Raw genomic sequence first — 22,320 nt, forward strand, 5'->3', positions numbered from 1 at the left:
ATGTTGGGGCACGAGCGGCACGCATATAGCTTTGTTGCGCTCTCGTAGAGGTTATCGCTCATTTCGTCAATGGCAGGGCATGGTGAGCCGATGCAGGGGAGCCGTGCAAATTCGTTGTGGGTGGTGGTTCGACAGGCTCACCATGAGGGAGGGTGAGGATTGCAGGGAGCCATATTCTGCAACATTTGCAATTGGCCTTGCAGTCAGACCACATCCCTCATGGTGAGCCTGTCGAACCACGCATATTACTGATGCCAGAAACCTCAGACAGCAAATCCGGCCCGTTTCAGGCGGACAATGGCCAGATCCAGAGCGGAGAGAAAGCTGGAGCGGTCCTTGGGCGAAAACGGGCGCGGACCGCCGGTGATCTGGCCGGCCGAGCGCAGTTCGTCCATCAGGTTGCGCGTGGCCAGCGTGTTGCCGATGGAGGCCTCGGTGAAAGCGCGGCCGGTCGGCGAGATGGCATCGGCCCCGGCCTTCACGCAGCGGCTGGCCAGCGGAATGTCGGCGGTCACCACCACATCGCCGCGCGATACCCGTTCGGCGATCCAGTCATCGGCCGCATCGAAACCGTCGCTGACGATGACGCGTTCGATCATCGGATCGCGCGGAATGCTCATGAAGGAATTGGAAACAACATAGACCTTGACGCCGTAGCGCTCGGCAACGCGGTAAATCTCGGCTTTCACCGGACAGGCATCGGCGTCGACATAGATGGCGATGGTTTTCTGCTCGTTCATGCTCAACCGAAGATGTGGAGGGCGGCCAGGCCGACGGAGGCGGCCAGCCCGATGGCGAAGCCGATGGCGAGCGCCGCCACCAGAAAGCCGGTGCCGAGCCATGCGCCATCCTGTTCACCAAGGCCAATGCTGAGCAGGATGATGCTGAGCGCCGGCAGCTGATTGATGAGCGGAACAGGCAGCACAACGATGAGCGCCATGACCAGCGCTGCAAGGCTGACGATCCGCTCCATGATGACCTGCGGCAGCAGCCAGTAGCGCGGGCGGGCCAGCCGTTCGAAACGGATGAGCAGCGGTTCAAGCTTGCCGACAAAACGGCGATAGGTCTCCGTGCGCAGGGATTTCTTCCGCAGGAAGGCCGGGAACCACGGATTTTCCAGGCCGATCAGCATCTGCAGCGAAAGAAGGATCAGGGGAATGCCGAAGATCGTCGACGACCCCGGCGGCAGCGGCACCAGATTGAGTGCGGCAAAGAGGATCAGCAGCGCGCCGAAGCTGCGTTCGGAAAGCGCGGACAGGATATCGTCAAACGAAACCCTGTCCGCGTCTGTTTCACCGATCTTGACCAGAATGCTGGACAGACGCCGTTCCGCAGGGTCACCCAAGAGGTCCCAATGATACGGTTTTCCGTCAGCGTTCATTCGTCTTCTCCATCGATGCAATTATGCTTTCGTCGTTGTCTCGGCGATAGAGGGTGTCGAGGCAGGTTTTGCATCTATCGTTAATTCGGGTTCCGGCGCGTCGTTGCGTGTCTTCCAGAGCGAACTGAAAATGCCGGCGGCAAGGATGCCGAGCGTGATCGAGAGTGACCACATCGGCGGTATCTTTGCCAGCCCCAAAGCGTCAGCCACGAAAATCTTTCCGCCGATGAACACCAGCACGAGAGACAGTGCGTATTTCAGATAGACGAAGCGATGGATAAGGCTTGCAAGGGCGAAATACAGCGCACGCAGGCCAAGGATCGCGAAGATGTTCGAGGTGAAGACGATATAGGGATCGGTGGTGATGGCAAAAATGGCCGGGATGGAATCCACCGCGAAGATCACATCCGCCAGTTCCACCATGACGAGTGCCAGAAGCAGCGGGGTAATCCATGTCTTCGACTTGCCCGTATGCGGGTCGGTGCGCCGGATCATGAATTTCTGCCCGTGCAGCTCGTCGGTGACGCGGAAACGCTTGCGCATGAACTTGAAGACCGGATTGGCCGAGACGTCGAACTCGTCGTCGCCAGCCATGAGCATGCGGATGCCGGTGATGATCAGGAACGCGGCAAAGAGATAGAGGACCCACTCATATTGTTCGACAATGGCCGCACCCGCCGCGATCATGATGCCGCGAAGGATGACAACACCGAGAATGCCGTAGACGAGCACCCGGTGCTGATATTGCTTGGGAATGGCGAAATAGCCGAAAATCATGGCGATGACGAAAATATTGTCCATCGCCAGGCTTTTCTCGACGACGAAGCCGGTGAGGTACTGCATGCCGGACTCGCTGCCCAGCTCCCACCAGATGAAGCCGCCGAAGGCGACGCCGAGACTGATGTAGAACGCCGAGAGCAAAAGGCTCTGGCGCATGCCTATATCGTGATTTTTTCGGTTGAGAACGCCCAGATCGAGGACGAGAAGAACAAGAACGAGGGCAAAAAAGCCAAGCCACATCCATAGGGGCTTGCCCATGGCATCAACAAACAGAAGCTCCATGTGAAAAATGATCCGCCGGCATCGGTTCCAGATTACAGCTCCGACATCACGAGAGAGCCGGTAACTCTCGCCAGAGGGGCCCGGTGCTGCAATTCTGCCTGAATTGGGGAGCGGCAGGGGTCAATGCAAGGGTTTGAATGAAATAAATAATCCGCGGCCGCCGGATTGAACGGCGCTTGGCGCCCTCAGCGGGTGGGAACGGGGTTCTCGCCGCGATAGTCGTAGAAGCCGCGCCCGGCCTTGCGTCCCAGCCAGCCGGCTTCGACATATTTGACCAGCAGCGGGCAAGGACGGTATTTCGAATCCGCGAGGCCGTCATGCAGCACCTGCATGATCGACAAGCAGGTGTCGAGGCCGATAAAATCAGCAAGCTGCAGCGGGCCCATCGGGTGATTGGCGCCCAGTTTCATCGCCGTATCGATGGCTTCGACCGAGCCCACGCCCTCGTAGAGCACGTAGATGGCTTCGTTGATCATCGGCAGCAGGATGCGGTTGACGATGAAGGCCGGGAAATCTTCGGAGACCGTCAACGTCTTGTCGAGGCTGGTAACGAATTCGCGCGCGATCTCGAACGTGACGTTTTCCGTGGCAATGCCGCGAATCAGCTCGACCAGCTTCATCACCGGAACGGGATTCATGAAGTGGATGCCGATGAAGCGCTCCGGACGGTCCGTGGTGGCGGCAAGCCGCGTGATCGAAATGGAGGAGGTGTTGGTTGCGAGGATCGCTTCCGGATTGAGGTTGGGGCAGAGCTGGGCAAAAATCTTGCGCTTGACCGTCTCGTCTTCCGTCGCGGCCTCGATGGCCAGATCGACACCGGCGAGGTCTTCAATGCGCAGGGCCGGGCGGATGCGCGACATGCCCTTGACGCGCTCGGCTTCCTCGAGCTTGCCGTGGGAAACCTGCCGGGCCATGTTGCCGTTGACGGTGGCGATGGCCTTTTCCAGCTGGTCGGCGGACTGGTCATGGATCAAAACATCATATCCGGCCAGTGCACAGACATGAGCGATTCCTCCGCCCATTTGTCCCGCGCCAACAATGCCTACAGTTTTGATCGAGCCAGCCATGTTTCCATCCGTTTCTTTTCTTTGTAGCACCAAACTAAATGGCCGGGGTAGCGTTCGTCTACCCCGGCCATGCAGATTCATTTCAATCTTGCGATGAAATTCAAAGCGCTTTTTCGAGTTCCGGCAGAATGACGAAAAGATCGCCGACCAGGCCGTAATCGGCGACCTGGAAAATCGGTGCTTCCTCGTCCTTGTTGATGGCAACGATGACCTTGGAATCCTTCATGCCGGCCAGATGCTGGATCGCGCCCGAAATGCCGACGGCGATGTAGAGATCAGGCGCAACCACCTTGCCCGTCTGGCCGACCTGCCAGTCGTTGGGGGCGTAACCGGCATCGACGGCGGCGCGCGAGGCACCGACGGCCGCGCCGAGCTTGTCGGCCACGGGCAGGATGACTTCCTTGAACTTCTCGTTGGAGCCGAGGGCGCGGCCGCCGGAGATGATGATCTTGGCCGAGGTCAGTTCCGGACGGTCGCCGCCGGACAGCTTGGCTTCGATGAAGGTGGACAGGCCCGGATTGGCAGCGGCCGCGACAGTCTCGACCGGAGCCGAACCGCCTTCGCCGGCCGCCGCAAAGGTGGCGGTGCGCACGGTGATGACGCGCTTGGCATCGGTCGCCTGGACGGTTTGCAGGGCATTGCCCGCATAGATCGGGCGCTTGAACGTATCGGGCGCGATGACCTCGATGATGTCCGAGATCTGCATGACGTCGAGCAGGGCGGCAACGCGCGGCAGGATGTTCTTGCCGTTGGTGGTTGCGGCGGCAATGATCGTGTCATAATTGCCGGCGATCGAAACGATCAGCGCCGCGGTGGCTTCCGCCAGGCGGTTGGCCAGATCGTCGCTGTCGGCGAGCAGGACCTTCTTGACGCCGGCAAGCTTGGCGGCCTGATCGGCAACGCCCTTGGCGCCCTTGCCGGCAACCAGGACATGCACGTCGGAACCGATGGCGAGCGCTGCGGTCAATGCCTTGGCGGTCTGGTCGGAAAGGGTCTCGTTGTCGTGTTCGGCAAAAAGAAGAATAGCCATGGTAAATTCCTTTCCTGATCCTTAGAGAACGCCGGCTTCGTTCTTCAGCTTGCTGAGGAGCTCTGCAACGTCCTTGACCTTGACGCCTGCCTTGCGGCCGCCCGGTTCTTCGGTCTTCAGCACCTTGAGGCGCGGCTTGGTGTCGACGCCGTAATCGGCTGCGGTCTTTTCATCCAGCGGCTTCTTCTTCGCCTTCATGATGTTCGGCAGCGAAGCATAGCGCGGCTGGTTGAGGCGCAGGTCCGTCGTGACGATGGCCGGCAGCTTGATCTCGATGGTCTGCAGGCCGCCATCGACTTCGCGGGTAACCTTGGCGGTATCGCCGCCGAGTTCGACCTTGGAGGCAAAGGTGCCCTGGCTCCAGCCAAGCAGAGCGGACAGCATCTGGCCGGTCTGGTTGGCATCGTCGTCGATGGCCTGCTTGCCGAGAATGACCAGCTGCGGCTGTTCGGCTTCGACAATGCCCTTGAGGATCTTGGCAACGGCAAGCGGCTCGACGATGTCGTCGACCTTGACCAGAATGCCGCGGTCGGCACCCATGGCAAGCGCGGTGCGGATGGTTTCCTGCGCCTGTGCAGGTCCGATGGAGACAACGACCACTTCCTCGACCTTGCCGGCCTCTTTCAGGCGCAGCGCTTCCTCGACCGCGATTTCGTCGAACGGGTTCATCGACATCTTCACGTTGGCAAGCTCAACGCCCGAACCGTCGCCCTTAACCCTGATCTTCACATTGTAATCGACTACCCGCTTTACCGGTACGAGGACTTTCATGGGGACTCCCTCTCATAAGAACTGCAGACAGATTTAACTGCCGGGCAATGGCACCCGCTTGCCGGATGCCGACATTGAGGTGAAAAAAACGACATGCTGACGTCGTGCGGGACCGTAAATATGACTAACGTAAAGGTCAATCATCGAGATTGGGCTTATCCGACTTAAACGATTGAAACTTGCGGGATCAACGGCCCCACCGGGGTGAAGGCGGTTCGGGTGGCGTTTGCGGCGGCTGCTTGTCGGCGATAACGGCGCGCGGCGAGATAATCGCCCGGTCAAACAGCGGCACGCTGCGGCGTTTGAACGGGATGAGGAGCAGGGCGCCGGCAATGATGCCGCCGACATGACCGGACCAGGAAATGCGGTCTTCGCCATGGGTGACGAGCATCACGAACTGGAGCCCGATCCAGAGGACGAGCGGATAGAGCGCGGGGATGCGCAGGGGTATCCGGCCGAAAGCCCGCACCCAGATCCGCACACGCGGATGCAGCATCAGATAGGCGGTGATCACGCCGGCAATGGCGGCCGATGCTCCGATCAGCGGCCCCTCGGAAGACGGGTCGAGCGTACCGTGCAGGAAGGCGCCGGCGGCAGCGCAGAGCAGGTAGAAAATCAGGAATCTGATATGGCCCATGGCATCTTCGACATTGTCGCCGAAGACCCAGAGGAACAGCATGTTGCCGCCCAAGTGGAAGATATCGGCATGGGGAAAGGATAGGTGACATAGGTGAAAGCGGGCGGCACGAAATCATATCGCGGCGGCAGTACCGTCATATGGTGCACCACCGACGGGATGTAGCCAAAGCCGATGGAGGCTGTCTTTGAATCTGCCCCGGCGAGGCTCGTCAGGCCGAAGATGATGACATTGAGGGCAATCAGCGCCAGGGTGACATATTGCAACTTGATGTATTTGAGGCTGTTGGCGTCGTAGAGTGGAATGAACATCGGCGCCGTTCCCCCGTTCAGCGGTTCTTACCGGGCACCCATAACACGTCCTTCGCGCCATTGTCATTGACGGCCCGCGCGGCGACGAAGAGAAAATCCGAAACGCGGTTGATGTATTTGAGCGCGGCTGGTGTGACGGCCTCATCAGGCCTTTGTGCCAGCGCCACCATGTGCCGTTCGGCACGCCTCGCCACCGTGCGGGCCAGATGCAGGGCAGTGGAGGCAGCCGATCCGCCCGGCAGGACGAAGGAGCGCAGCGGTGCCAGCTTTTCATTCAACAGATCGATATCCGCCTCGATGCGCGCGACCTGGGTGTCGATAATGCGCAATGGTTCGTATGCGAGCTTTTCCCCGGTATCGGGTGTGGCCAGATCGGCGCCGAGATCGAAAAGATCGTTCTGGATGCGGGCGAGCATGGCGTCGATTTCCGGAAACTGCTCCGTCGTATGCAGCCGCGCCAGCCCCACGCAGGCATTGGCTTCATCCACCGTGCCATAGGCTTCGACGCGCAGATCGTGCTTCAAACGGCGCTCGCCGCTGCCGAGCCCGGTGGTGCCGTCATCGCCGGTCCTGGTGTAGATCCTGTTGAGCTTGACCATGGCCTGTCCCGCGGTCAGCTGGCGGCGCGGTGGAAGTAAATCGCGCCGACGATGAGAATGATCGCCACCAGCTGCAGGAAAATGCGCAGCTGCATCATCTTGTTGGAAAAGTTGGCATCGCCGCCCTTCATCATGTTGCGCAGACCGATCAGAAGCACGACGGTAACGGCGGCAATGGCAACGACGGCCAGAAACTTGAAGATGATATCCATGGGTTTTCCTTTTCAGGCCGGGGCGCTTTCAGGACTGGCCGGCAAGCATGCGGTATAGCGCACGCGACGACAGAAATCTGCGGGCAAGAACCGCAAATTTCGCGGGGCGCGTGACGAGATAATGCGGTTTGGGACGCGGATTTTCCAGCGCGTCCTTCAGCACCGCGTAGACCGCTTCCGGGCCAAGCTTGGAGCGGGACTTGGTGCCGCCCTGCGACAGGCGGGCGATCTGCTTCTGATAATCGGCGCGATGCACCGAATTCTCGACATCGATGTATTTCTCGATCTGCTGCAGCGCATTGTAGGTGAAGCGCGAGGCAATTGGTCCCGGCTCGATCAGGGAGACATGGATGCCGGAGCCTTCAAGTTCCATGCGCTGGACCAGCATCAGGCCTTCCAGCGCGAATTTCGACGCGACATAGGCCCCGCGCCACTTCATCGGCACGAGCCCGAGAATCGACGAGCAATGCACGATCCGCCCATGGCCCTGACGGCGCATCACCGGGACGATGTGCCGGGTCAGCTCATGCCAGCCGAAGAAATTGGCATCGAACTGTTCGCGCAAGCCTTCGATCGGCAGGTCTTCCACGGCGCCCGGCAACGCATAGGCGCCATTGTTGTAAAGCGCATCGAGTGTGCCGCCGGTCGCGGCGAGCACATCGTCCACGAGCGCCCTGATGGAATCCGGCTCGCGATAATCGAGATAATGGGCCGAAAGGCCGTCGGCTTGAAGCGCTGCGATATCCTCGTTTCGCCGCGCCGTTGCAAAGACCTGCCAGCCATCCGCCTTGAGGGCGCGGGCGCAGTGGGCGCCGATGCCGCTGGAACATCCTGTGATCAAAATCGTTCTGGAACTGGTCATTCTTTTCCGATTGCTGCAAACCGAATGGTAAAATCAAAAAAAGACTTCACATATTCGCCCGCGCCTTGCAATGTCACGAGGGGCCGGACCCGCACTAAAGGGACAAACCATTTTCAATGCGTAGAGTATATGTTTTTCTCCGGCGGGTGACCTTCGACACATTGAGGCATTTCAGCACGGATGACGGCTGGGCTCTGGCCAGCCACGTGGCGCTGTCGGGTATCCTGGCGCTGTTTCCGTTTCTGATTTTCGCCACCTCGCTTGCCAGCTTTCTCGGCGCCAGCGCCTTTACCGATACGGCGGTGCATGTGGTGTTCGACACCTGGCCCGAGGTGATCGCCCGGCCGATTGCACAGGAGGTGCGCAATGTTCTCAACGTCCAGCGCGGCGGGCTTCTGACCATCAGCGTGATCGCCGCCGCCTATTTTGCCTCCAACGGCATCGAAGCGCTGCGCATCGCACTCAATCGCGCCTACCGGGTGGTCGATACACGCTCGATCATCTATTGCCGCCTGCAAAGCCTGGGCTATGTGATCGTAGCCACCGTCGGCATCATGGCCATCAGCTTCCTCCTGGTGCTGGCGCCGCTGGCGGTGCGCATCGCCAGCAAATGGATTCCCGAGCTTGACGTTCTGTCCGGCACCATCGGTTTCTGGCGCTACTGCATTGCCTCTGCCGTGCTGATCGTCGGGCTGCTGGTGGCGCATCTGTGGCTGCCGGCGGGGCGGCGCAAGCTCATCGATATCCTGCCGGGCATCCTTGTGACCCTGCTGGCGTGGATCGTCGGCGCATCGATTTTCGCGAGCTATCTCGAGACGTTCGCATCCTACGTGTCGACCTATGCGGGGCTGGCCTCGATCATGGCGGCCATCGTCTTCCTCTATATCATCGCCGCGATTTTCATCATCGGCGCCGAGGTCAATGCCGCCATCATCCACTATCGCGAGGGCAGGGTCGCCAAGCGCTTCTGACCGGTCGACAGCGCGACACCGAGGGTTGCCACCACCATGCCGCACAGCTGGAACAGCGTCAGTGTTTCGCCGAAAAGCACATAGGCCATCAGGGCGGTCACGCCGGGTACCAGATAGAACAGCGAAGCGACCTTCGACACGGCGCCCTGATTGATCAGGACCATCAGCAGCAGCACCGCGCCGATCGACAGCACGAAGACCAGCCAGAACAGCGCAAAGCCGAGAGGCGCGGCCCAGATCACCGCATGGGTTTCGAACAGCAGCGAAAAGATGCCGGTCAGCACGGCCGCGCCGAGATATTGCAGTGTCGTGCCCGCCTTCAGGTCGATGGTGCCGACAAAGCGTTTCTGCCAGACTGTTCCGGCACTGATGGCCAGCACGGACAGGATGGATGCGCCGACGGTTGCCGGCGTGATGCCATCGGCGGAAATCGACAGTTTCGGCCAGAGCACCATGGCGACACCGACAAAGCCGACCGCCAGCCCGGCCCAATGACGCGGCTGGATTTTCTCCCCGAGAACAGCCCCGGCAATCAGCGCCGTGATCAGCGGCTGCAGCCCGACCACCAGCGCCGACATGCCCGCGGGCAGGCCGCGGTGGATCGCCCAGAATACGGCGCCGAGATAGACGCCGTGGATCAGGCAGCCGGCGATGATCGCGTGCATGGCGCCGCGCCCGCTCGGCCAACGGTTGCCGGCCATGACGACCCACGTGCCGAGAATGGCCCCGGCAATAACAAACCGGATCGTCAGGAACAGGAACGGTTCCATGTAGGGCATGGCATAGCGGGCACCGATGAAGCCGGTGGCCCACAGGAGGACGAACAGGGCGGGAAAATAACGGACGGGCATGATGGGGACCGGATCACGGGATGAGTTGTGATGCAGGTTTATACGAACGCCGGTCCTGCAGCCAGATGTTGTTTTACGGGCCAGGTCCTAAGGCTGCGGTGTCAATCCGGCCAGGCCGATGATGTCTTCCCGTGTCACCCCTGCCGCGCGCAAGGAGCGCAGCGAGGTATCCCTGCGGCTCTTGGACAGCTTTTGGCCGTCGTGATCGAGGATCAACCTGTGATGGTGATAGATCGGTGGCTGCAGTCCGAGGATGGTCTGCAGCAGGCGGTGGATACCGGTGGCCTGGAACAGGTCCCTGCCGCGCACCACATGGCTGACGCCCTGCAGCGCATCGTCGATGACGACGGAGAGGTGATAGCTGGTCGGCATGTCCTTGCGGGCGATGATGACATCGCCCCAATCCTGCGGCCGGGCTGCGATATCGGATCCGCCATCCGCCGTTTCATGCCAGAACAAAGGCAGCCCCACGTGCGCAAGCGCGCGGTCCATGTGGAGCCGCCATGAAAACGGCTGCCCCTCATCCATGCGCCGCTGGCGCTCCCGTTTGGAAATCGTGCGGTCGATTGCGGGATAAAGCGCCGCGCCGTCCGGATCGTGCGGCCATACCAGCCCCTTGGCCGTGGCTTTCTGCATTTCCCGTTTGATGTCGCCCCGGCTGAGGAAGGCGGGGTATACCAGGTCCATGCGGATGAGGCGGTCGAGCACATCCCGGTAGACGCCGAAATGCTCCGACTGTCGGCGCACCGGCGTTTCCCAGTCAAGCCCCAGCCAGTGCAGATCCTCCTGCATGGCGGCTTCGAGTTCGGGCGTGCAGCGTTCGCGGTCGATATCCTCCATGCGCAGCAGAAGCCGCCCGCCGGCCGCCTGCGCCATCTGCCGGTTGAGCAGGGCGGAATAGGCATGGCCGAGATGCAGGTGGCCATTGGGACTGGGAGCAAAGCGGAAAACCGGGACAGTCATGAACTGGGATTCTTGCGTGAGGACCTTGTCGATTGATACGGTGTTTGTTCCGAGATGAAAAGTGAACGGTTCCATGCGCAGAATAGACACGCTTGACGATGTTGCGGAAGGGCTGACGGCCCTCCTGGCGGCACACCCCGAACTGGCGGCGATTGCCGAGCGGGCAGGGCCGTTGCCGCTGCGGCGGCGGGCACCGGGTTTCGAGAGCCTTGCCTCGGTCATCGTCTCACAGCAGGTATCAAAGGCCAGTGCCGATTCGATCTGGAAACGGCTGATCCAATTTGTCGATCCGCTGACCCCGGAAAACTACATCAGGGCGGGAGAGGAGGCCTGGCGCCTGGCGGGTCTTTCGCGCGCCAAGCAGGCGACGCTCGCCCGGATCAGCGAAGCGATCACGGCCGGAGAGCTTGATCTGTTCGACCTGTGTGACCGCCCCATCGACGAAGCCATGAGCGTCATGACCAATGTGAAGGGCATCGGGCCGTGGACGGCGGAAGTCTATCTCCTGTTTTCGGCCGGGCATGCGGATGTTTTCCCGTCCGGCGACGTTGCCCTGCAGCACGCCTATGCCCATGCCTATGCCGAATCAGTGAAACCTGATTCGAAATCCCTGCGTCTTTTGGCGGAGCGCTGGTCGCCGTGGAGGGGTGTCGCAGCCCGGCTTTTCTGGGCTTATTACGCCGCAACCCGTGGCCGGGATGGCACACCGGTTGGATGAAGTTGAAATAACGGGGTTTTTCGCAGCCTGCGATGCAATGGCGCTTCACATTCCTGTCACCTCGAGCTTACAATAATGGGGCCTGATGGTTGGACTGGGAGGTGATTCCTTGACAATAGCCGTCTCGCCGGACGGGTTACCGGCCCTGGTACTCAATGCGGACTACCGTCCGCTCAGTTATTATCCCTTGTCGCTGTGGTCCTGGCAGGACGCGATCAAGGCGGTCTTCCTTGACCGTGTGAATATCGTTGCCGAATACGAGCATGAGGTTTCCTCCCCCTCGTTCGCAATGCGGGTACCGAGCGTCGTTTCCCTCAAAACCTATATCAAGCCGTCGCGCACGCCTGCCTTTACGCGATTCAATGTTTTCCTGCGCGACCGGTTCGAATGCCAGTATTGCGGGTCGGAGGATGATCTGACCTTCGATCACGTGACGCCCCGTTGCGCCGGTGGTGCCACGATCTGGGAAAATGTCGTTGCGGCCTGTTCGCCCTGCAATCTGCGCAAGGGCGGCTTGATGCCGGATAAAGCCAAGATGTGGCCGCGGCAGAAGCCCTATGCCCCGACGGTGCATGACCTGCACAACAATGGCCGGCTGTTCCCGCCGAACCATCTGCATGAAAGCTGGATGGATTATCTCTACTGGGATGTCGAACTGGAGCCATAGGACCCCAGTTCCATTGTATCCGGCAAAGGCGGCGTCAGGCCGCCTTTTTTGTACCGCGAAAGGCGATGAGCGCGAGGATCAGGCTGGCAATCGCATTCCAGCCGGCAAAGGACAGGCCAAGCACACGCAGGGCCGCCGTATCGCATGCGGGCGGATGGATCGCATTCATGTCATTCAGGAGGTTGCCGGCATTGGTGGTGATCGACATGCTGACCGCCGTGCAATCGGTCGGTCCCGGCCAGAACTTCCATTCGACACCGGAGTGGAACACCGCAAGGCCGAGCCCGATCAGCATCAGGATGCCGCCGAGCGCCAGAAGCGTGCGCGTGAGGGCCGCAGGCCAGCGAAAGGCCGCCGCAAGCACGGCGAGTGCCATCAGCGGAATGCCCGCATAGTAGGGAAAGCGCTGCTCAAGGCACAATTTGCAGGGGAGATAACCGCCGATATACTGGAAGCCAAGCGCCGAGCCCACGGTGACGATCATGGCAAGGAGCAGGAAAACCGCTGTCTTGAGATGCGGCGAAGAGCGGGTCGTCGTCATGATGGGTCTGACATCCTCATTCAGGTTGGATCGTTCAGGAGCTGTAATAGTGCAGTATGGCGTAAAGCAGGATCAGCACGGCCGCCGCCGCCGCCGCGATCAGGCCCAGGCGCTTTTCGATGAAATGGCGGATCGGTTCGCCGTAACGGCGCAAAAGCCAGGCGAGAAAGAAGAAGCGGGCGCCGCGCGTGATCACTGCGGAAACGATGAACAGCCAGATGTTGACGTTGGCCGCACCGGACAGGATCGTCACGATCTTCATCGGCGGCAAATGGGCAAGGCCGGATGTGATCAGCAGCAGGAGGATCATGTCGGCGCTGGTCGATCCGCGCATCTGCTCGAAGGCATCGAGCTTGCCGTAGAATTCGAGCACGGGCTTGGCCAGGGCTTCATAGGCGTAATGGCCGAGGAACCATCCGGCGATACCGCCGAGCACCGAGAAGATCGTGGCAACAAGCGCGTAGCGGTAGGCGCGTTCAGGCCGTGCCAGCGCCATGGGCAGGTAGAGCACGTCGGCAGGAACGACGAAGACCGAGCTTTCGACAAAGGCAATGAATGCGAGCCAGACCTCAGCCGATTTGCGCGCGGCCAGTGACATTGTCCAATCATAAAGTCTGCGCAGCATGGCGTGATTCCTGTGGGTGTCGGTTCGATAAAGCTGGCGATCCTTACCCCATGCCCGGGGAAAACGGAATCGTTTCTATGGAAATTGTGTGCGGTTGACGATCTGGCATGCTGCGGCCGAGCTTTCCAGGCTGCAAATCGGCTGTAGCGGGCGGTGTTCGCCTTCGCAACACACAGAGATGTTATCCCGCCAGAAAACGTTGGAATGGTGTTGACCGGCGTGGGGTCTGCCTGTATTTGGCTTTGACGGCTGTGGTTCGCCCGCGGCCGGTGCACATTGCGGCCCCCTTGGCGGAATTGGTAGACGCGCCTGACTCAAAATCAGGTTCCGAGAGGAGTGCTGGTTCGATTCCGGCAGGGGGCACCATTCGTTTCCTGATAAATACAAAGCGAAGCGTCACAGAATTGTTGTTCCCGGCGGAATATGGTTAGTTCTGGAGGCGTCGACCAGACGTTGAACTTTGGCTCGGCGTGCCATTTTTGATTGCTTTTTGAATCAAGGGAGAACGCTGATGACACAGACTCCGACAATCATTCTCGTGCATGGATTTTGGGGTGGGGCCGCCCACTGGAGCAAAGTCATTGTAGAACTGAAGCGGCTTGGCCATACATCGCTGAAAGCCGTTGAATTGCCATTGACGTCCCTGGCGGATGATGCCGAGCGCACCCGCAAGATGATCGCGCAGGAAAGCGGTCCGGTGCTGCTGGTGGGCCATTCCTATGGCGGGGCCGTCATCACGGAAGCCGGCAACCATCCCAATGTGGCGGGCCTGGTCTATATCGCCGCCTTTGCGCCGGATGCCGGTGAGAGTCCGGGCGGGATCACCCAGAAGAATCCGCCGCTTGGCGCCGCCAATCTCGCACCCGACAGCGACGGCTATCTCTGGGTAAAGCAGGACAAATTCCACGAGAGCTTCTGCCAGGACCTGACGGCGGATGAGGGGCTGGTGATGGGTGTAACCCAGAAGGCGCCGCTCGCCAGCACCTTCGGCGATGAAATCACCAATCCGGCATGGAAGTCGAAGCACAGCTGGTACCAGATTTCGAGTGACGATCACATGATCCATCCCGCCAATCAGGCGTGGATGTCCGGCCGTCTCGGGGCGAAGAAGGTGATCACGCTGAAGGCAAGCCACGCATCGCTGGCCTCGAAGCCGGTCGAGGTCGCGGCCCTCATCGATGAGGCTGCAACGTATCAATAGCCTGAACTGTCGCGCGTGCCAGCCTCCGCATCCCCGTCGGAATGCGGAGGCTTTTGCATTCTATGCACGGCGCTTGCAACCCCTTATAATCCAACCCCTTATAATCGAAGCAAGGACCAACCACATAAGCCTTGGCGTTCCGATCTGGCGGCCGTGCCGTGGTGTCGTCATTCCAGGTCGTGTGCAGACGTGATCATGACGGGGTATTGCAATGCAATCTTTGGTGAATTTGAAGGTGACCTCGCCCGGTACGGGCGGCGGCACCTGGCCGGCTCAACGCAGTGAACTGCTCGACTGGCTGATGATCGAGACGCGCAATCAGCGCTTCATCGACAACATCCTGGTCGAGATGGGCGAACGGCTCGTGGATGCGGGCGTGCCCGTTGCCCGGATGTCGCTGCATCTGAGGATACAGCATCCGCAATGGCGTGGTGCCCGCATCCTGTGGAGGCGCGGTGCCGCAGAGGCGGAAATCCGCACATTCGAATATGGGGCCGAGCAGACTGCCGAATATCTGAACAGCCCGCTCAACGACATTTCCGAGGGAGCCGATGAGGTCCGGCTGCACTTTGACGCGGCCGGTGACACCGGGCAGGAATATTCGGTAGTGGGCGAACTGCGCGCCGAGGGGCTGACGGACTACGTGGCCTGGCCGCTGGAGCACACCCTTGGCAAGCGGCATGTGGTGACCTTCGCCACGGACCGGCCGGGCGGCTTCGGCGATGATCATATGGCTGTTCTGGCAGACCTGCTTCCCGCCCTGGCGCTGGTCAGCGAGATCCGGCTCAAGAACCGCTTCGCCCGCACGCTGCTCGAAACCTATGTCGGGCCGCATGCCAGCGAGCAGATTCTTGCCGGCGCCACCACCCGCGGCAGCGGCGTGACCGTGGGCGCGGCGATCCTGATCTGCGACCTGCGCGATTTCACCGCGATCTCGGACGCCTGGCCCCGCGACAATGTCATCGAGCTGCTCAACGGCTATTTCGATGCGATGTCGGAGCCCATCGAAAAATATGGCGGAGAAATCCTCAAATTCATGGGCGATGGCCTGCTGGCCATCTTTCCGCTGAGCAATCCGAAGGCCTGTACCGATCTGCTGCATGCGATCGCCGAAGCGCAGGCGGCCATGACCGCGTTGAATGCCGACCATGTCAGGGAAGGGCGCAAACCGCTGGGTTACGGCATCGGCGTTCACGTCGGGGATGTCATGTACGGCAACATAGGCTCGCGCAAGCGGCTGGATTTTACCGTCATCGGACCCGCAGTGAACATTGCCTCGCGCCTGGAAAGCCTGACCAAGCAGGTCAAACGCCCGGTTCTGCTGTCGAAAGCCTTTGTCGATTTGGCCGGGGTCGAATGCAACATGGAGAATCTGGGCTCCTACGCGCTCCGCGGGCTTGATGAACCCATTGATGTCTTTGCGTTCTCCGGCGATTGCCTTACTGTGGCAGAGATTCCAGCCTGATGTGGTGATTGGACATAACGAGGAGAATTCACATGGCCAATCCCCCGCGCCGGCCGGTAAACCCGATGGCAGCCGCCGAAGCACTGTTCAAGCCGGTTGCCAAGAAAATTGTTCTCCCTGTGCGTGAGACACCGGCGGTGCCCCATGCCAAGGAGCTCGTTTCGATCCGGATCGATCGCGCCGTGCTGGAGCACTTCCAGGCGGATGGTGCGGGATGGCAGGATCGCATCAATGATGTCTTGCGGGCTGCCGTTCAAAAGAAGACCTGAAGCCGGCACGCGGTACGCGCCAAACTGCCAAACCGGATATGCCAAGGTGAGATGATGAATGACTTTTATATTGGCCAGAAGGTCGTTTGCATCGATGACAAGTTCAAGAATGTCAGCATCGATCAACTGATCCGCAAAGGCCAGATTTACACGGTGCGCTGGGTCGGCATGTACAAGCACTATGTCGATGGCGAGTTTGTCGGCATCAAGGTCGAGGAAATCCATCGCGGCAATGACGATGGCCCGGAGGGCTATGGCGCGGCCGACATGCCCTATCGCGCGACGCGCTTCCGTCCGCTGGTCAAGGACAAGATCGGTTCCCTGCGCAAGCTTCTGGCGCCCAAGCCGGATGCACCGGTCGAGCCGGAAAAGCCTGCGCCCGTGAAAAAGAAGGAAAAGGTGTAGGCCTTACGCAGGCCTGCATCATTTCCGGCCGGTCAGTCCGCGCAACCGTTCGCGGACGATACGGGCAATGTTCTGGGTGCGCCGGTAGAGATGGATCTGCGAGGCGGCCTGGCGGGCCGCGCGATCCGATGCCGGGGTCAGGCCGATCACCAGCGTGCCGATGCTTTCGCGTTCCTGAAACAGGCGGGATGCGACGGGATGATCGGGAACGGCGCAGGAATCGGTGCGATCGATGTTCGGATCGTCCAGGTGGTTCTTCAGCATCTCGATCATCAGGAGAACGCCGGGCGAATAGGCGGCAAGGCTTTCGTCATAGGCCGTTTTCCAGGTCCACGCCTGTCCGGCCTCGACGAAGACCACCAGAACGGCAATCGTCCGGCCATCCAGCTCGAGTGTGTGGATGCGGGCGAGATCGCGGCCCGCGAGATTGTTGACGGCTTCGCGGGCAAATGCCGCGCGGAACCGGTCGACCGCCATAGCCGAGCCGCGCTGGCCTTTCCAGCCGCTGGCTTCCACCGCGAGGAAATCCTCGAGCCGCGCGCGGATATCGTCTTCCGTGCGGCTGACCGTATAGGTCAGCTTGCCCTGTTCCGCCAGACGCCGCCACAACCGCCTGTATTCCTTGGCGTGCCGTGTTCCCAGCGCTTCGCGCAGATAGGCGTCGCCCTCCTGCGTGCTTTCCAGGAATGGCCGCTCCACGGTGCCAATGGTGGTCGTGGGCAGGTTGCGATCAAGCGCGACCGAACGGAAAAGCTGGGCGACGGGACGGTTGAGGAGAAGATCGGGCAGCACCAGAACTTCCGGAAACTTGAGATGCTTGCGCGCAAGCATATCGAAGAGGTCGTTGAGGACGCCGACGGGATCGTCGCGATCGATCAGCGGGGTGCCCTGCGGCCCGAACGGCGTAGCCCAGGCCCGCAGGATCGATGCGGAAAAGGTAAAGCCGGGGCGCTCGATCGTATAGGGCATCAGGAAGCGCAGGCGGCTCTTCACGTCATTCTCGTCGCGCACGACCATGAAGCGCACCTGACGGTCATCGAGGCGGGGCATGGCAGGCGCCAGGAAACGCGGATTGAAGAAGACGTTCGGTTCGATGGTCCGGTAGGCGAGGTGTTCCAGCTCCTCCGAAAGATCGAATCCGGCGGAAGCGGAATAGACGGACAATTTGCGCGGCACGCCGCGGCTTCCCAGGGTTTCCTCGATCTGCTTGGCCGCATCACGCGATTCAAAGCCGGCCAACTGCGAAATGATCTGCGAGGACGGGCCGCCGGCCAGTTCTTCGAGAAGCGGTATTGCAGCCATCAGATCTCTTCCTTGGCAGGATTCCTGCCGGCGAAAACAAACATTGTGATGTTGAGACGGTTGTAAACGGTCAACGCCAGAACAAGCGCTTCAAACACCATCGAGGCGGCCGTGGCGCAGGCTGCGCCTGCAAGGCCGTATCGTGGTATCATAAAAATGCTGAGGCAAATATTAACGACCAGAGTAATCGCGTAAACGATGGCGCAGATTTTCTGCTTTCCCGCCATGTTCAAAAGACTTTCGGCCGGTCCGACCGAAGCGCGCGCCACCACGCCGATCACCATGATGAACAGCAGCGGATAACCTTCGGTGAACTGTGCACCGAAAAGCCACAGCAACGGCTCGCCCAGAACCAGCAGGACGATGGCCATGGCCAGCGACGGCCAGAACGTCCAGCGCGCCGTGTCGCGGGCGAACTGTTCGAGCCGGGTATGGTCGAAATTCTGCATCAACTCCGAGTAGCGCTGGGCCGCGCCCGCCTTCACCGAGAAGTAGACGAAATGCACCAGGGCAAGCAGCTTGACGGTGGCATAATAGGTGGCGACCTTGTCGGGATCCATGTATCGCCCGACCATCAGGACGTCGGCATTGGTCAAAAGAAAAAAGAACCCCTCGACCAGAAAGATCGGCAAGGATACGGCGAGCCAGTCGCGGAAATGGATGGCGCGGGGGCCGGGCGGCACGACGCCGCCGAAGCGCTTGCGCACCGCAAAGAACTGCAGAACCGATGTCACATAGGTCGCAATAACGGCGGAGCCGAGAGCCGTCATGGCCGTCGGCGCCAGACCGCTGATATGGGCGATGCTCATGACCACGAGGGTCAGGACGGGACGGATGATATAGGTCGGGGTCAGGGCAACCAGCACCCACGAGCGCGAACGCGCCGTTCCATCAAGCGTATCGCCAAGGGCAATCATGGGCAGGCATATCAGTCCGACGAGGAACGGCGCGATGTAGTAGGTCTCGATCAGGTCGCGCAAGGTGTAGATGAGAACGGCACCGGCCAGGGCAATGCCGGTGGTCATGCTGACCGCAAATGTCTTGCTGGTGAACAAAATCCCGCGCAGGAGGTCATATTGCCTGCGCTCCAGATATTCCGGTACGAAGCGGATGACGGTGGTCTGGAAGCCGAGGCAGGACAGGTTCCCAAGGATGACGACCGTCACCCACACGAGAACGAAGATGCCGTATTCGAACGGGCCCATCCAGCGGGCAAAGATCACCTGGGAAATCAGGGCAATGCCCGCGCTGATCACGCGGACGAGGAAGGCAATCAGGGAGACGCGCTGGGCAACGGCGTGCTCGTTCGAGCCGTCAAGCAACTGATCCAGGCGCGATAACCAGGGACGAAGACGCAGTGACAGCTTTTCCGGTAAAAATCGGTCTGCAGTCGTTACCGCAGAAAATCGCACGCGCAGCTCCACCTGTTGGCATTCCAAGGAGATATAGTCCGTAAACGTTTAAAAAACGTTCGGCCAGACCGACAGTCGCAACGGGTTCGAAAAAAGCAAAAGGCCGCGTCGTTGGACGCGGCCTTCTGTGGGCGTGTCAGGCGAACGAGCCGTGACAATGCTTGTATTTCTTACCCGATCCGCAGGGGCAGGCCTCGTTGCGGCCGATCTTGCCCCAGGTCTTCGGGTTGTTCGGATCGCGTTCTTCCGGGCTCACGACGCGCAGGTCTTCGAGCACGGCCGTATCGCCGAAATCATCCTCGCCGGTCAGGCCGTCAAAATGGTGGACTTCCATGGGCGGCAGTTCCGGCGACGGCGCTTCGGCGGCCTCGCGCACGATCTCGACGCGCATCAGCTGCGTCGTCACGTTCTGGCGAAGATTGGTCAGCATCGTCTGGAAGAGTTCAAAACCTTCGGTCTTGTACTCGTTGAGCGGATCGCGCTGCGCATAGCCGCGGAAACCGACGACCGAGCGCAGGTGGTCGAGATTGACCAGATGTTCGCGCCACAGCGCATCCATCGTCTGCAGGATGACCGATTTCTCGACATAGGCCATGATTTCCGGGCCGAAACGTTCGGCACGGTCGCCAGCAGCCTTTTCGACGGCTTCAAACAGCCGTTCGCGCAGGTCTTCCGGGGCAATATTGTCTTCGTTCGCCCAGTCGGTGATCGGCAGGTCGAGATTGAGGATGGTACGGACATCCTCGTCCAGCTGCTTCACGGTCCACTGTTCGGCATAGGCGCCTTCAGGGGCATGACGCTGGATCAGGTCATCAACCACGTCTTCGCGCATTTCCGCGGTGGTCTGGCTCAGATCCGTGCCGTCCATCAGTTCGAGACGCTGTTCGAAGATCACCTTGCGCTGATCATTCATCACGTCATCGTATTTCAGGAGGTTCTTGCGGATGTCGAAGTTGCGGGCTTCGACCTTCTTCTGCGCCTTTTCCAGGGCCTTGTTGATCCAGGGATGGACGATGGCCTCGTCTTCCTTCAGGCCCAGCTTCTGCAGCATGCCGTCCATGCGCTCGGAACCGAAAATGCGCATGAGATCGTCCTGCAGCGACAGGAAGAACTTTGACCGGCCCGGATCGCCCTGACGGCCGGAACGGCCGCGCAGCTGATTGTCGATACGGCGGCTTTCATGGCGCTCGGTGGCCAACACGTAGAGACCGCCGGCGGCAAGCGCCTTCTCCTTCAGACGGGCGATATCATCGCGGATGGCGGCTTCCTTGGACTTGCGCTCTTCGCCCTCGGCCATATCCGCGAGCTCGTGCTTGACGCGCATCTCGAAATTGCCGCCGAGCTGAATGTCGGTACCGCGGCCAGCCATGTTGGTAGCAATGGTGATGGCGCCGGGGACACCGGCCTGGGCGACGATATAGGCTTCCTGCTCGTGATAGCGGGCGTTCAGGACCTGGAAGTCCTTGAAGCCTTCCTTGCGCAGGCGCTCGGCCAGCTGTTCCGATTTCTCGATCGACGTGGTGCCGACGAGAACCGGCTGGCCCTTGGCGCGCGCTTCGTGGATGTCGCGAACGATCGCCTTGTATTTTTCCTCGACCGTCCGGTAGACCTCGTCATCCTCGTCAATGCGCTTGACCGGATTGTTGGTCGGGATTTCCGTGACTTCCAGGCCGTAAATGTTGCCGAATTCTTCCGCTTCCGTCGATGCAGTACCGGTCATGCCGGCCAGCTTGTTGTACATGCGGAAGTAGTTCTGGAAGGTGATCGAGGCCAGGGTTTGGTTTTCCGGCTGGATCGTCACATGTTCCTTGGCTTCCAGCGCCTGGTGCAGGCCTTCCGAGAAACGACGGCCCGGCATCATGCGGCCGGTGAACTCGTCGATGATGACGATTTCGTCGTTGCGGACGATATAGTCCTTGTCGCGCTGGAACAGCTTGTGGGCGCGCAGGGCATTGTTGACGTGATGGACCACGGCAACGTTCTCGATGTCGTAGAGACCTTCGCCCTTCAGATGGCCGGCGGCCTTCAAAAGGTTTTCCAGCTTTTCCGTGCCTTCTTCGGTGAAGATCGCGGTCTTCTGCTTCTCGTCGATTTCGTAGTCGACCGGCTCAAGCGGCAGAATGAACGTGTCGATGAGATTGTAGAAATCCGAGCGGTCATCGAGCGGGCCGGAAATGATCAGCGGCGTGCGGGCTTCGTCGACCAGGATCGAATCCACTTCGTCGACGATCGCGTAGTTGTGACCGCGTTGCACCATCTGCGCACGCTCATATTTCATGTTGTCGCGCAGATAGTCGAAGCCGAGTTCGTTGTTGGTGGCGTAGGTGATGTCGGCGGCGTAGGCGGTGCTGCGTTCCTCGTCATCGAGGCCATGCACGATGATGCCGTAGCTGAGCCCGAGGAAGTTGTAGAGCTGGCCCATCCACTGCGCGTCGCGGCTGGCGAGATAGTCGTTGACCGTGACGACGTGAACGCCCTTGCCTTCCAGCGCATTGAGGTAGACCGGCAGGGTCGCAACCAGCGTCTTGCCTTCACCGGTGCGCATTTCCGAGATGCCGCCGCCGTGCAGGACCATGCCGCCGATGAGCTGCACGTCGAAGGGGCGCATGCCGAGAACACGCTTGGCCGCTTCACGCACAACGGCAAAGGCCGGCACGAGCAGATCGTCAAGCTTGGTTCCGCTGGCAAGGCTTGCACGGAATTCCACCGTCTTTGCCTTCAATTCCTCGTCAGTGAGTGACGACATTTCAGCTTCGAGCGCATTGATCTGTTCAACGCGCGGCTTGAAGCCTTTGACACGGCGCTCATTGGAAGAGCCGAAAATCTTGCGGGCGAGGCCGCCGAAACTGACCATCCCTGGTCCTCTCTTGTTCGTTTCGCTAGGAAAACCTAGCTTTTAGGGTCCGAAGCCCGGCATGGAGAATGCCTGATACAATACGGACACTGAGTCAAATGTATAAGCCTATCTGTTGCCAAGCTATCTGGACGCAAAGCCGAT

General features: G+C 60.3%; 23 protein-coding genes, 1 tRNA gene and 1 pseudogene. 8 read left to right on the forward strand and 17 right to left on the reverse strand.

Annotated features, from left to right (window positions below):
• Window positions 1-263 precede the first annotated feature (263 nt).
• The 10 genes and pseudogenes from AC1Q5O_RS14905 to AC1Q5O_RS14950 all read right to left on the reverse strand — a co-directional run bounded on the left by AC1Q5O_RS14905 (window position 264) and on the right by AC1Q5O_RS14950 (window position 7,932).
• Window positions 264-740 carry a YaiI/YqxD family protein gene (locus AC1Q5O_RS14905; protein WP_492563879.1) on the reverse strand — a complete coding sequence of 159 codons (477 nt, stop codon included), beginning with the start codon at window positions 738-740 and terminating at the stop codon, window positions 264-266.
• A gap of 2 nt (window positions 741-742) precedes the next feature.
• Window positions 743-1,381, reverse strand: a complete 639-nt coding sequence (locus AC1Q5O_RS14910) for an exopolysaccharide biosynthesis protein (protein WP_492563880.1) — start codon at window positions 1,379-1,381, stop codon at window positions 743-745.
• A gap of 21 nt (window positions 1,382-1,402) precedes the next feature.
• The gene (locus AC1Q5O_RS14915; RefSeq protein WP_464661523.1) at window positions 1,403-2,443 is read right to left on the reverse strand and encodes a TerC family protein; all 1,041 of its coding nucleotides are present in this window, start codon (window positions 2,441-2,443) and stop codon (window positions 1,403-1,405) included.
• A gap of 185 nt (window positions 2,444-2,628) precedes the next feature.
• Window positions 2,629-3,510 carry a 3-hydroxybutyryl-CoA dehydrogenase gene (locus tag AC1Q5O_RS14920; RefSeq protein WP_223613540.1) on the reverse strand — a complete coding sequence of 294 codons (882 nt, stop codon included), beginning with the start codon at window positions 3,508-3,510 and terminating at the stop codon, window positions 2,629-2,631.
• Window positions 3,511-3,610: 100 nt separating this feature from the next.
• A complete protein-coding gene (locus tag AC1Q5O_RS14925) occupies window positions 3,611-4,540 on the reverse strand; it encodes an electron transfer flavoprotein subunit alpha/FixB family protein (RefSeq protein WP_463013763.1) in 930 nt (309 codons plus the stop codon).
• Between the two features lie 21 nt (window positions 4,541-4,561).
• Window positions 4,562-5,311, reverse strand: coding sequence for an electron transfer flavoprotein subunit beta/FixA family protein (locus AC1Q5O_RS14930; protein ID WP_464661522.1), 750 nt, complete (start codon window positions 5,309-5,311; stop codon window positions 4,562-4,564).
• A 187-nt stretch (window positions 5,312-5,498) separates the two neighbouring features.
• A pseudogene (locus AC1Q5O_RS14935) lies at window positions 5,499-6,259 on the reverse strand (rhomboid family intramembrane serine protease).
• Window positions 6,260-6,276: 17 nt separating this feature from the next.
• Window positions 6,277-6,858 (reverse strand): cob(I)yrinic acid a,c-diamide adenosyltransferase, encoded by a 582-nt coding sequence (locus AC1Q5O_RS14940; RefSeq protein WP_492563883.1) that lies wholly within the window; start codon window positions 6,856-6,858, stop codon window positions 6,277-6,279.
• A gap of 14 nt (window positions 6,859-6,872) precedes the next feature.
• Window positions 6,873-7,070: a twin transmembrane helix small protein gene (locus tag AC1Q5O_RS14945; RefSeq protein ID WP_105734544.1), complete on the reverse strand. Its 198-nt coding sequence runs from the start codon at window positions 7,068-7,070 to the stop codon at window positions 6,873-6,875.
• A gap of 28 nt (window positions 7,071-7,098) precedes the next feature.
• Entirely contained in the window at window positions 7,099-7,932 is an 834-nt protein-coding gene (locus tag AC1Q5O_RS14950) for an SDR family oxidoreductase (RefSeq protein ID WP_288194189.1), read from the reverse strand.
• A 116-nt stretch (window positions 7,933-8,048) separates the two neighbouring features.
• Between AC1Q5O_RS14950 and AC1Q5O_RS14955 the strand changes: the two genes are divergently transcribed.
• A complete protein-coding gene (locus AC1Q5O_RS14955; protein WP_472462423.1) occupies window positions 8,049-8,903 on the forward strand; it encodes a YihY/virulence factor BrkB family protein in 855 nt (284 codons plus the stop codon).
• On the opposite strand, the gene AC1Q5O_RS14960 is transcribed toward AC1Q5O_RS14955, so the two are convergent.
• Together AC1Q5O_RS14960 and gluQRS are read right to left on the reverse strand one after the other, a co-directional pair.
• Window positions 8,870-9,754, reverse strand: coding sequence for a DMT family transporter (locus AC1Q5O_RS14960; protein ID WP_472462424.1), 885 nt, complete (start codon window positions 9,752-9,754; stop codon window positions 8,870-8,872). The genes AC1Q5O_RS14955 and AC1Q5O_RS14960 overlap by 34 nt on opposite strands.
• An 87-nt stretch (window positions 9,755-9,841) precedes the next feature.
• A complete protein-coding gene (gluQRS, locus tag AC1Q5O_RS14965; RefSeq protein ID WP_492563886.1) occupies window positions 9,842-10,717 on the reverse strand; it encodes a tRNA glutamyl-Q(34) synthetase GluQRS in 876 nt (291 codons plus the stop codon).
• A gap of 73 nt (window positions 10,718-10,790) precedes the next feature.
• Between gluQRS and AC1Q5O_RS14970 the strand changes: the two genes are divergently transcribed.
• Window positions 10,791-11,435: a DNA-3-methyladenine glycosylase family protein gene (locus AC1Q5O_RS14970; RefSeq protein ID WP_492563888.1), complete on the forward strand. Its 645-nt coding sequence runs from the start codon at window positions 10,791-10,793 to the stop codon at window positions 11,433-11,435.
• A 109-nt stretch (window positions 11,436-11,544) separates the two neighbouring features.
• On the forward strand, window positions 11,545-12,102 hold the full coding sequence (locus tag AC1Q5O_RS14975; RefSeq protein ID WP_403180878.1) for an HNH endonuclease: 558 nt from the start codon (window positions 11,545-11,547) through the stop codon (window positions 12,100-12,102).
• A 34-nt stretch (window positions 12,103-12,136) separates the two neighbouring features.
• On the opposite strand, the gene AC1Q5O_RS14980 is transcribed toward AC1Q5O_RS14975, so the two are convergent.
• The gene (locus AC1Q5O_RS14980; RefSeq protein WP_492563890.1) at window positions 12,137-12,643 is read right to left on the reverse strand and encodes a disulfide bond formation protein B; all 507 of its coding nucleotides are present in this window, start codon (window positions 12,641-12,643) and stop codon (window positions 12,137-12,139) included.
• 34 nt (window positions 12,644-12,677) lie between these two features.
• On the reverse strand, window positions 12,678-13,268 hold the full coding sequence (locus AC1Q5O_RS14985; RefSeq protein ID WP_105734551.1) for a YqaA family protein: 591 nt from the start codon (window positions 13,266-13,268) through the stop codon (window positions 12,678-12,680).
• Between the two features lie 281 nt (window positions 13,269-13,549).
• Here AC1Q5O_RS14985 and AC1Q5O_RS14990 point away from each other — a divergent pair.
• The 5 genes from AC1Q5O_RS14990 (at window position 13,550) to AC1Q5O_RS15010 (ending at window position 16,608) form a co-directional block, all read left to right on the forward strand.
• A tRNA-Leu gene (locus tag AC1Q5O_RS14990) sits at window positions 13,550-13,634 on the forward strand.
• Between the two features lie 145 nt (window positions 13,635-13,779).
• Window positions 13,780-14,469 (forward strand): alpha/beta hydrolase, encoded by a 690-nt coding sequence (locus AC1Q5O_RS14995; RefSeq protein ID WP_403180884.1) that lies wholly within the window; start codon window positions 13,780-13,782, stop codon window positions 14,467-14,469.
• A 211-nt stretch (window positions 14,470-14,680) separates the two neighbouring features.
• Window positions 14,681-15,934 (forward strand): adenylate/guanylate cyclase domain-containing protein, encoded by a 1,254-nt coding sequence (locus AC1Q5O_RS15000; protein ID WP_492563892.1) that lies wholly within the window; start codon window positions 14,681-14,683, stop codon window positions 15,932-15,934.
• 32 nt (window positions 15,935-15,966) lie between these two features.
• Window positions 15,967-16,203, forward strand: a complete 237-nt coding sequence (locus AC1Q5O_RS15005) for a BrnA antitoxin family protein (protein WP_492563894.1) — start codon at window positions 15,967-15,969, stop codon at window positions 16,201-16,203.
• Window positions 16,204-16,254: 51 nt separating this feature from the next.
• On the forward strand, window positions 16,255-16,608 hold the full coding sequence (locus AC1Q5O_RS15010; protein WP_105734556.1) for a CAP-Gly domain protein: 354 nt from the start codon (window positions 16,255-16,257) through the stop codon (window positions 16,606-16,608).
• An 18-nt stretch (window positions 16,609-16,626) separates the two neighbouring features.
• On the opposite strand, the gene bspF is transcribed toward AC1Q5O_RS15010, so the two are convergent.
• From bspF to secA, 3 genes are all read right to left on the reverse strand, one after another.
• Window positions 16,627-17,910, reverse strand: a complete 1,284-nt coding sequence (gene bspF / locus AC1Q5O_RS15015) for a type IV secretion system effector crotonyl transferase BspF (RefSeq protein ID WP_492563897.1) — start codon at window positions 17,908-17,910, stop codon at window positions 16,627-16,629.
• Complete coding sequence (locus tag AC1Q5O_RS15020; protein ID WP_403180898.1) at window positions 17,910-19,322, reverse strand: lipopolysaccharide biosynthesis protein; 1,413 nt, start codon at window positions 19,320-19,322, stop codon at window positions 17,910-17,912. The genes bspF and AC1Q5O_RS15020 overlap by 1 nt, the downstream gene beginning before the upstream one ends.
• 136 nt (window positions 19,323-19,458) lie before the next feature.
• Window positions 19,459-22,176: a preprotein translocase subunit SecA gene (gene secA, locus AC1Q5O_RS15025; protein ID WP_223613522.1), complete on the reverse strand. Its 2,718-nt coding sequence runs from the start codon at window positions 22,174-22,176 to the stop codon at window positions 19,459-19,461.
• Window positions 22,177-22,320 lie beyond the last annotated feature (144 nt).

It is taken from the genome of Phyllobacterium sp. MT110 (assembly GCF_058792715.1).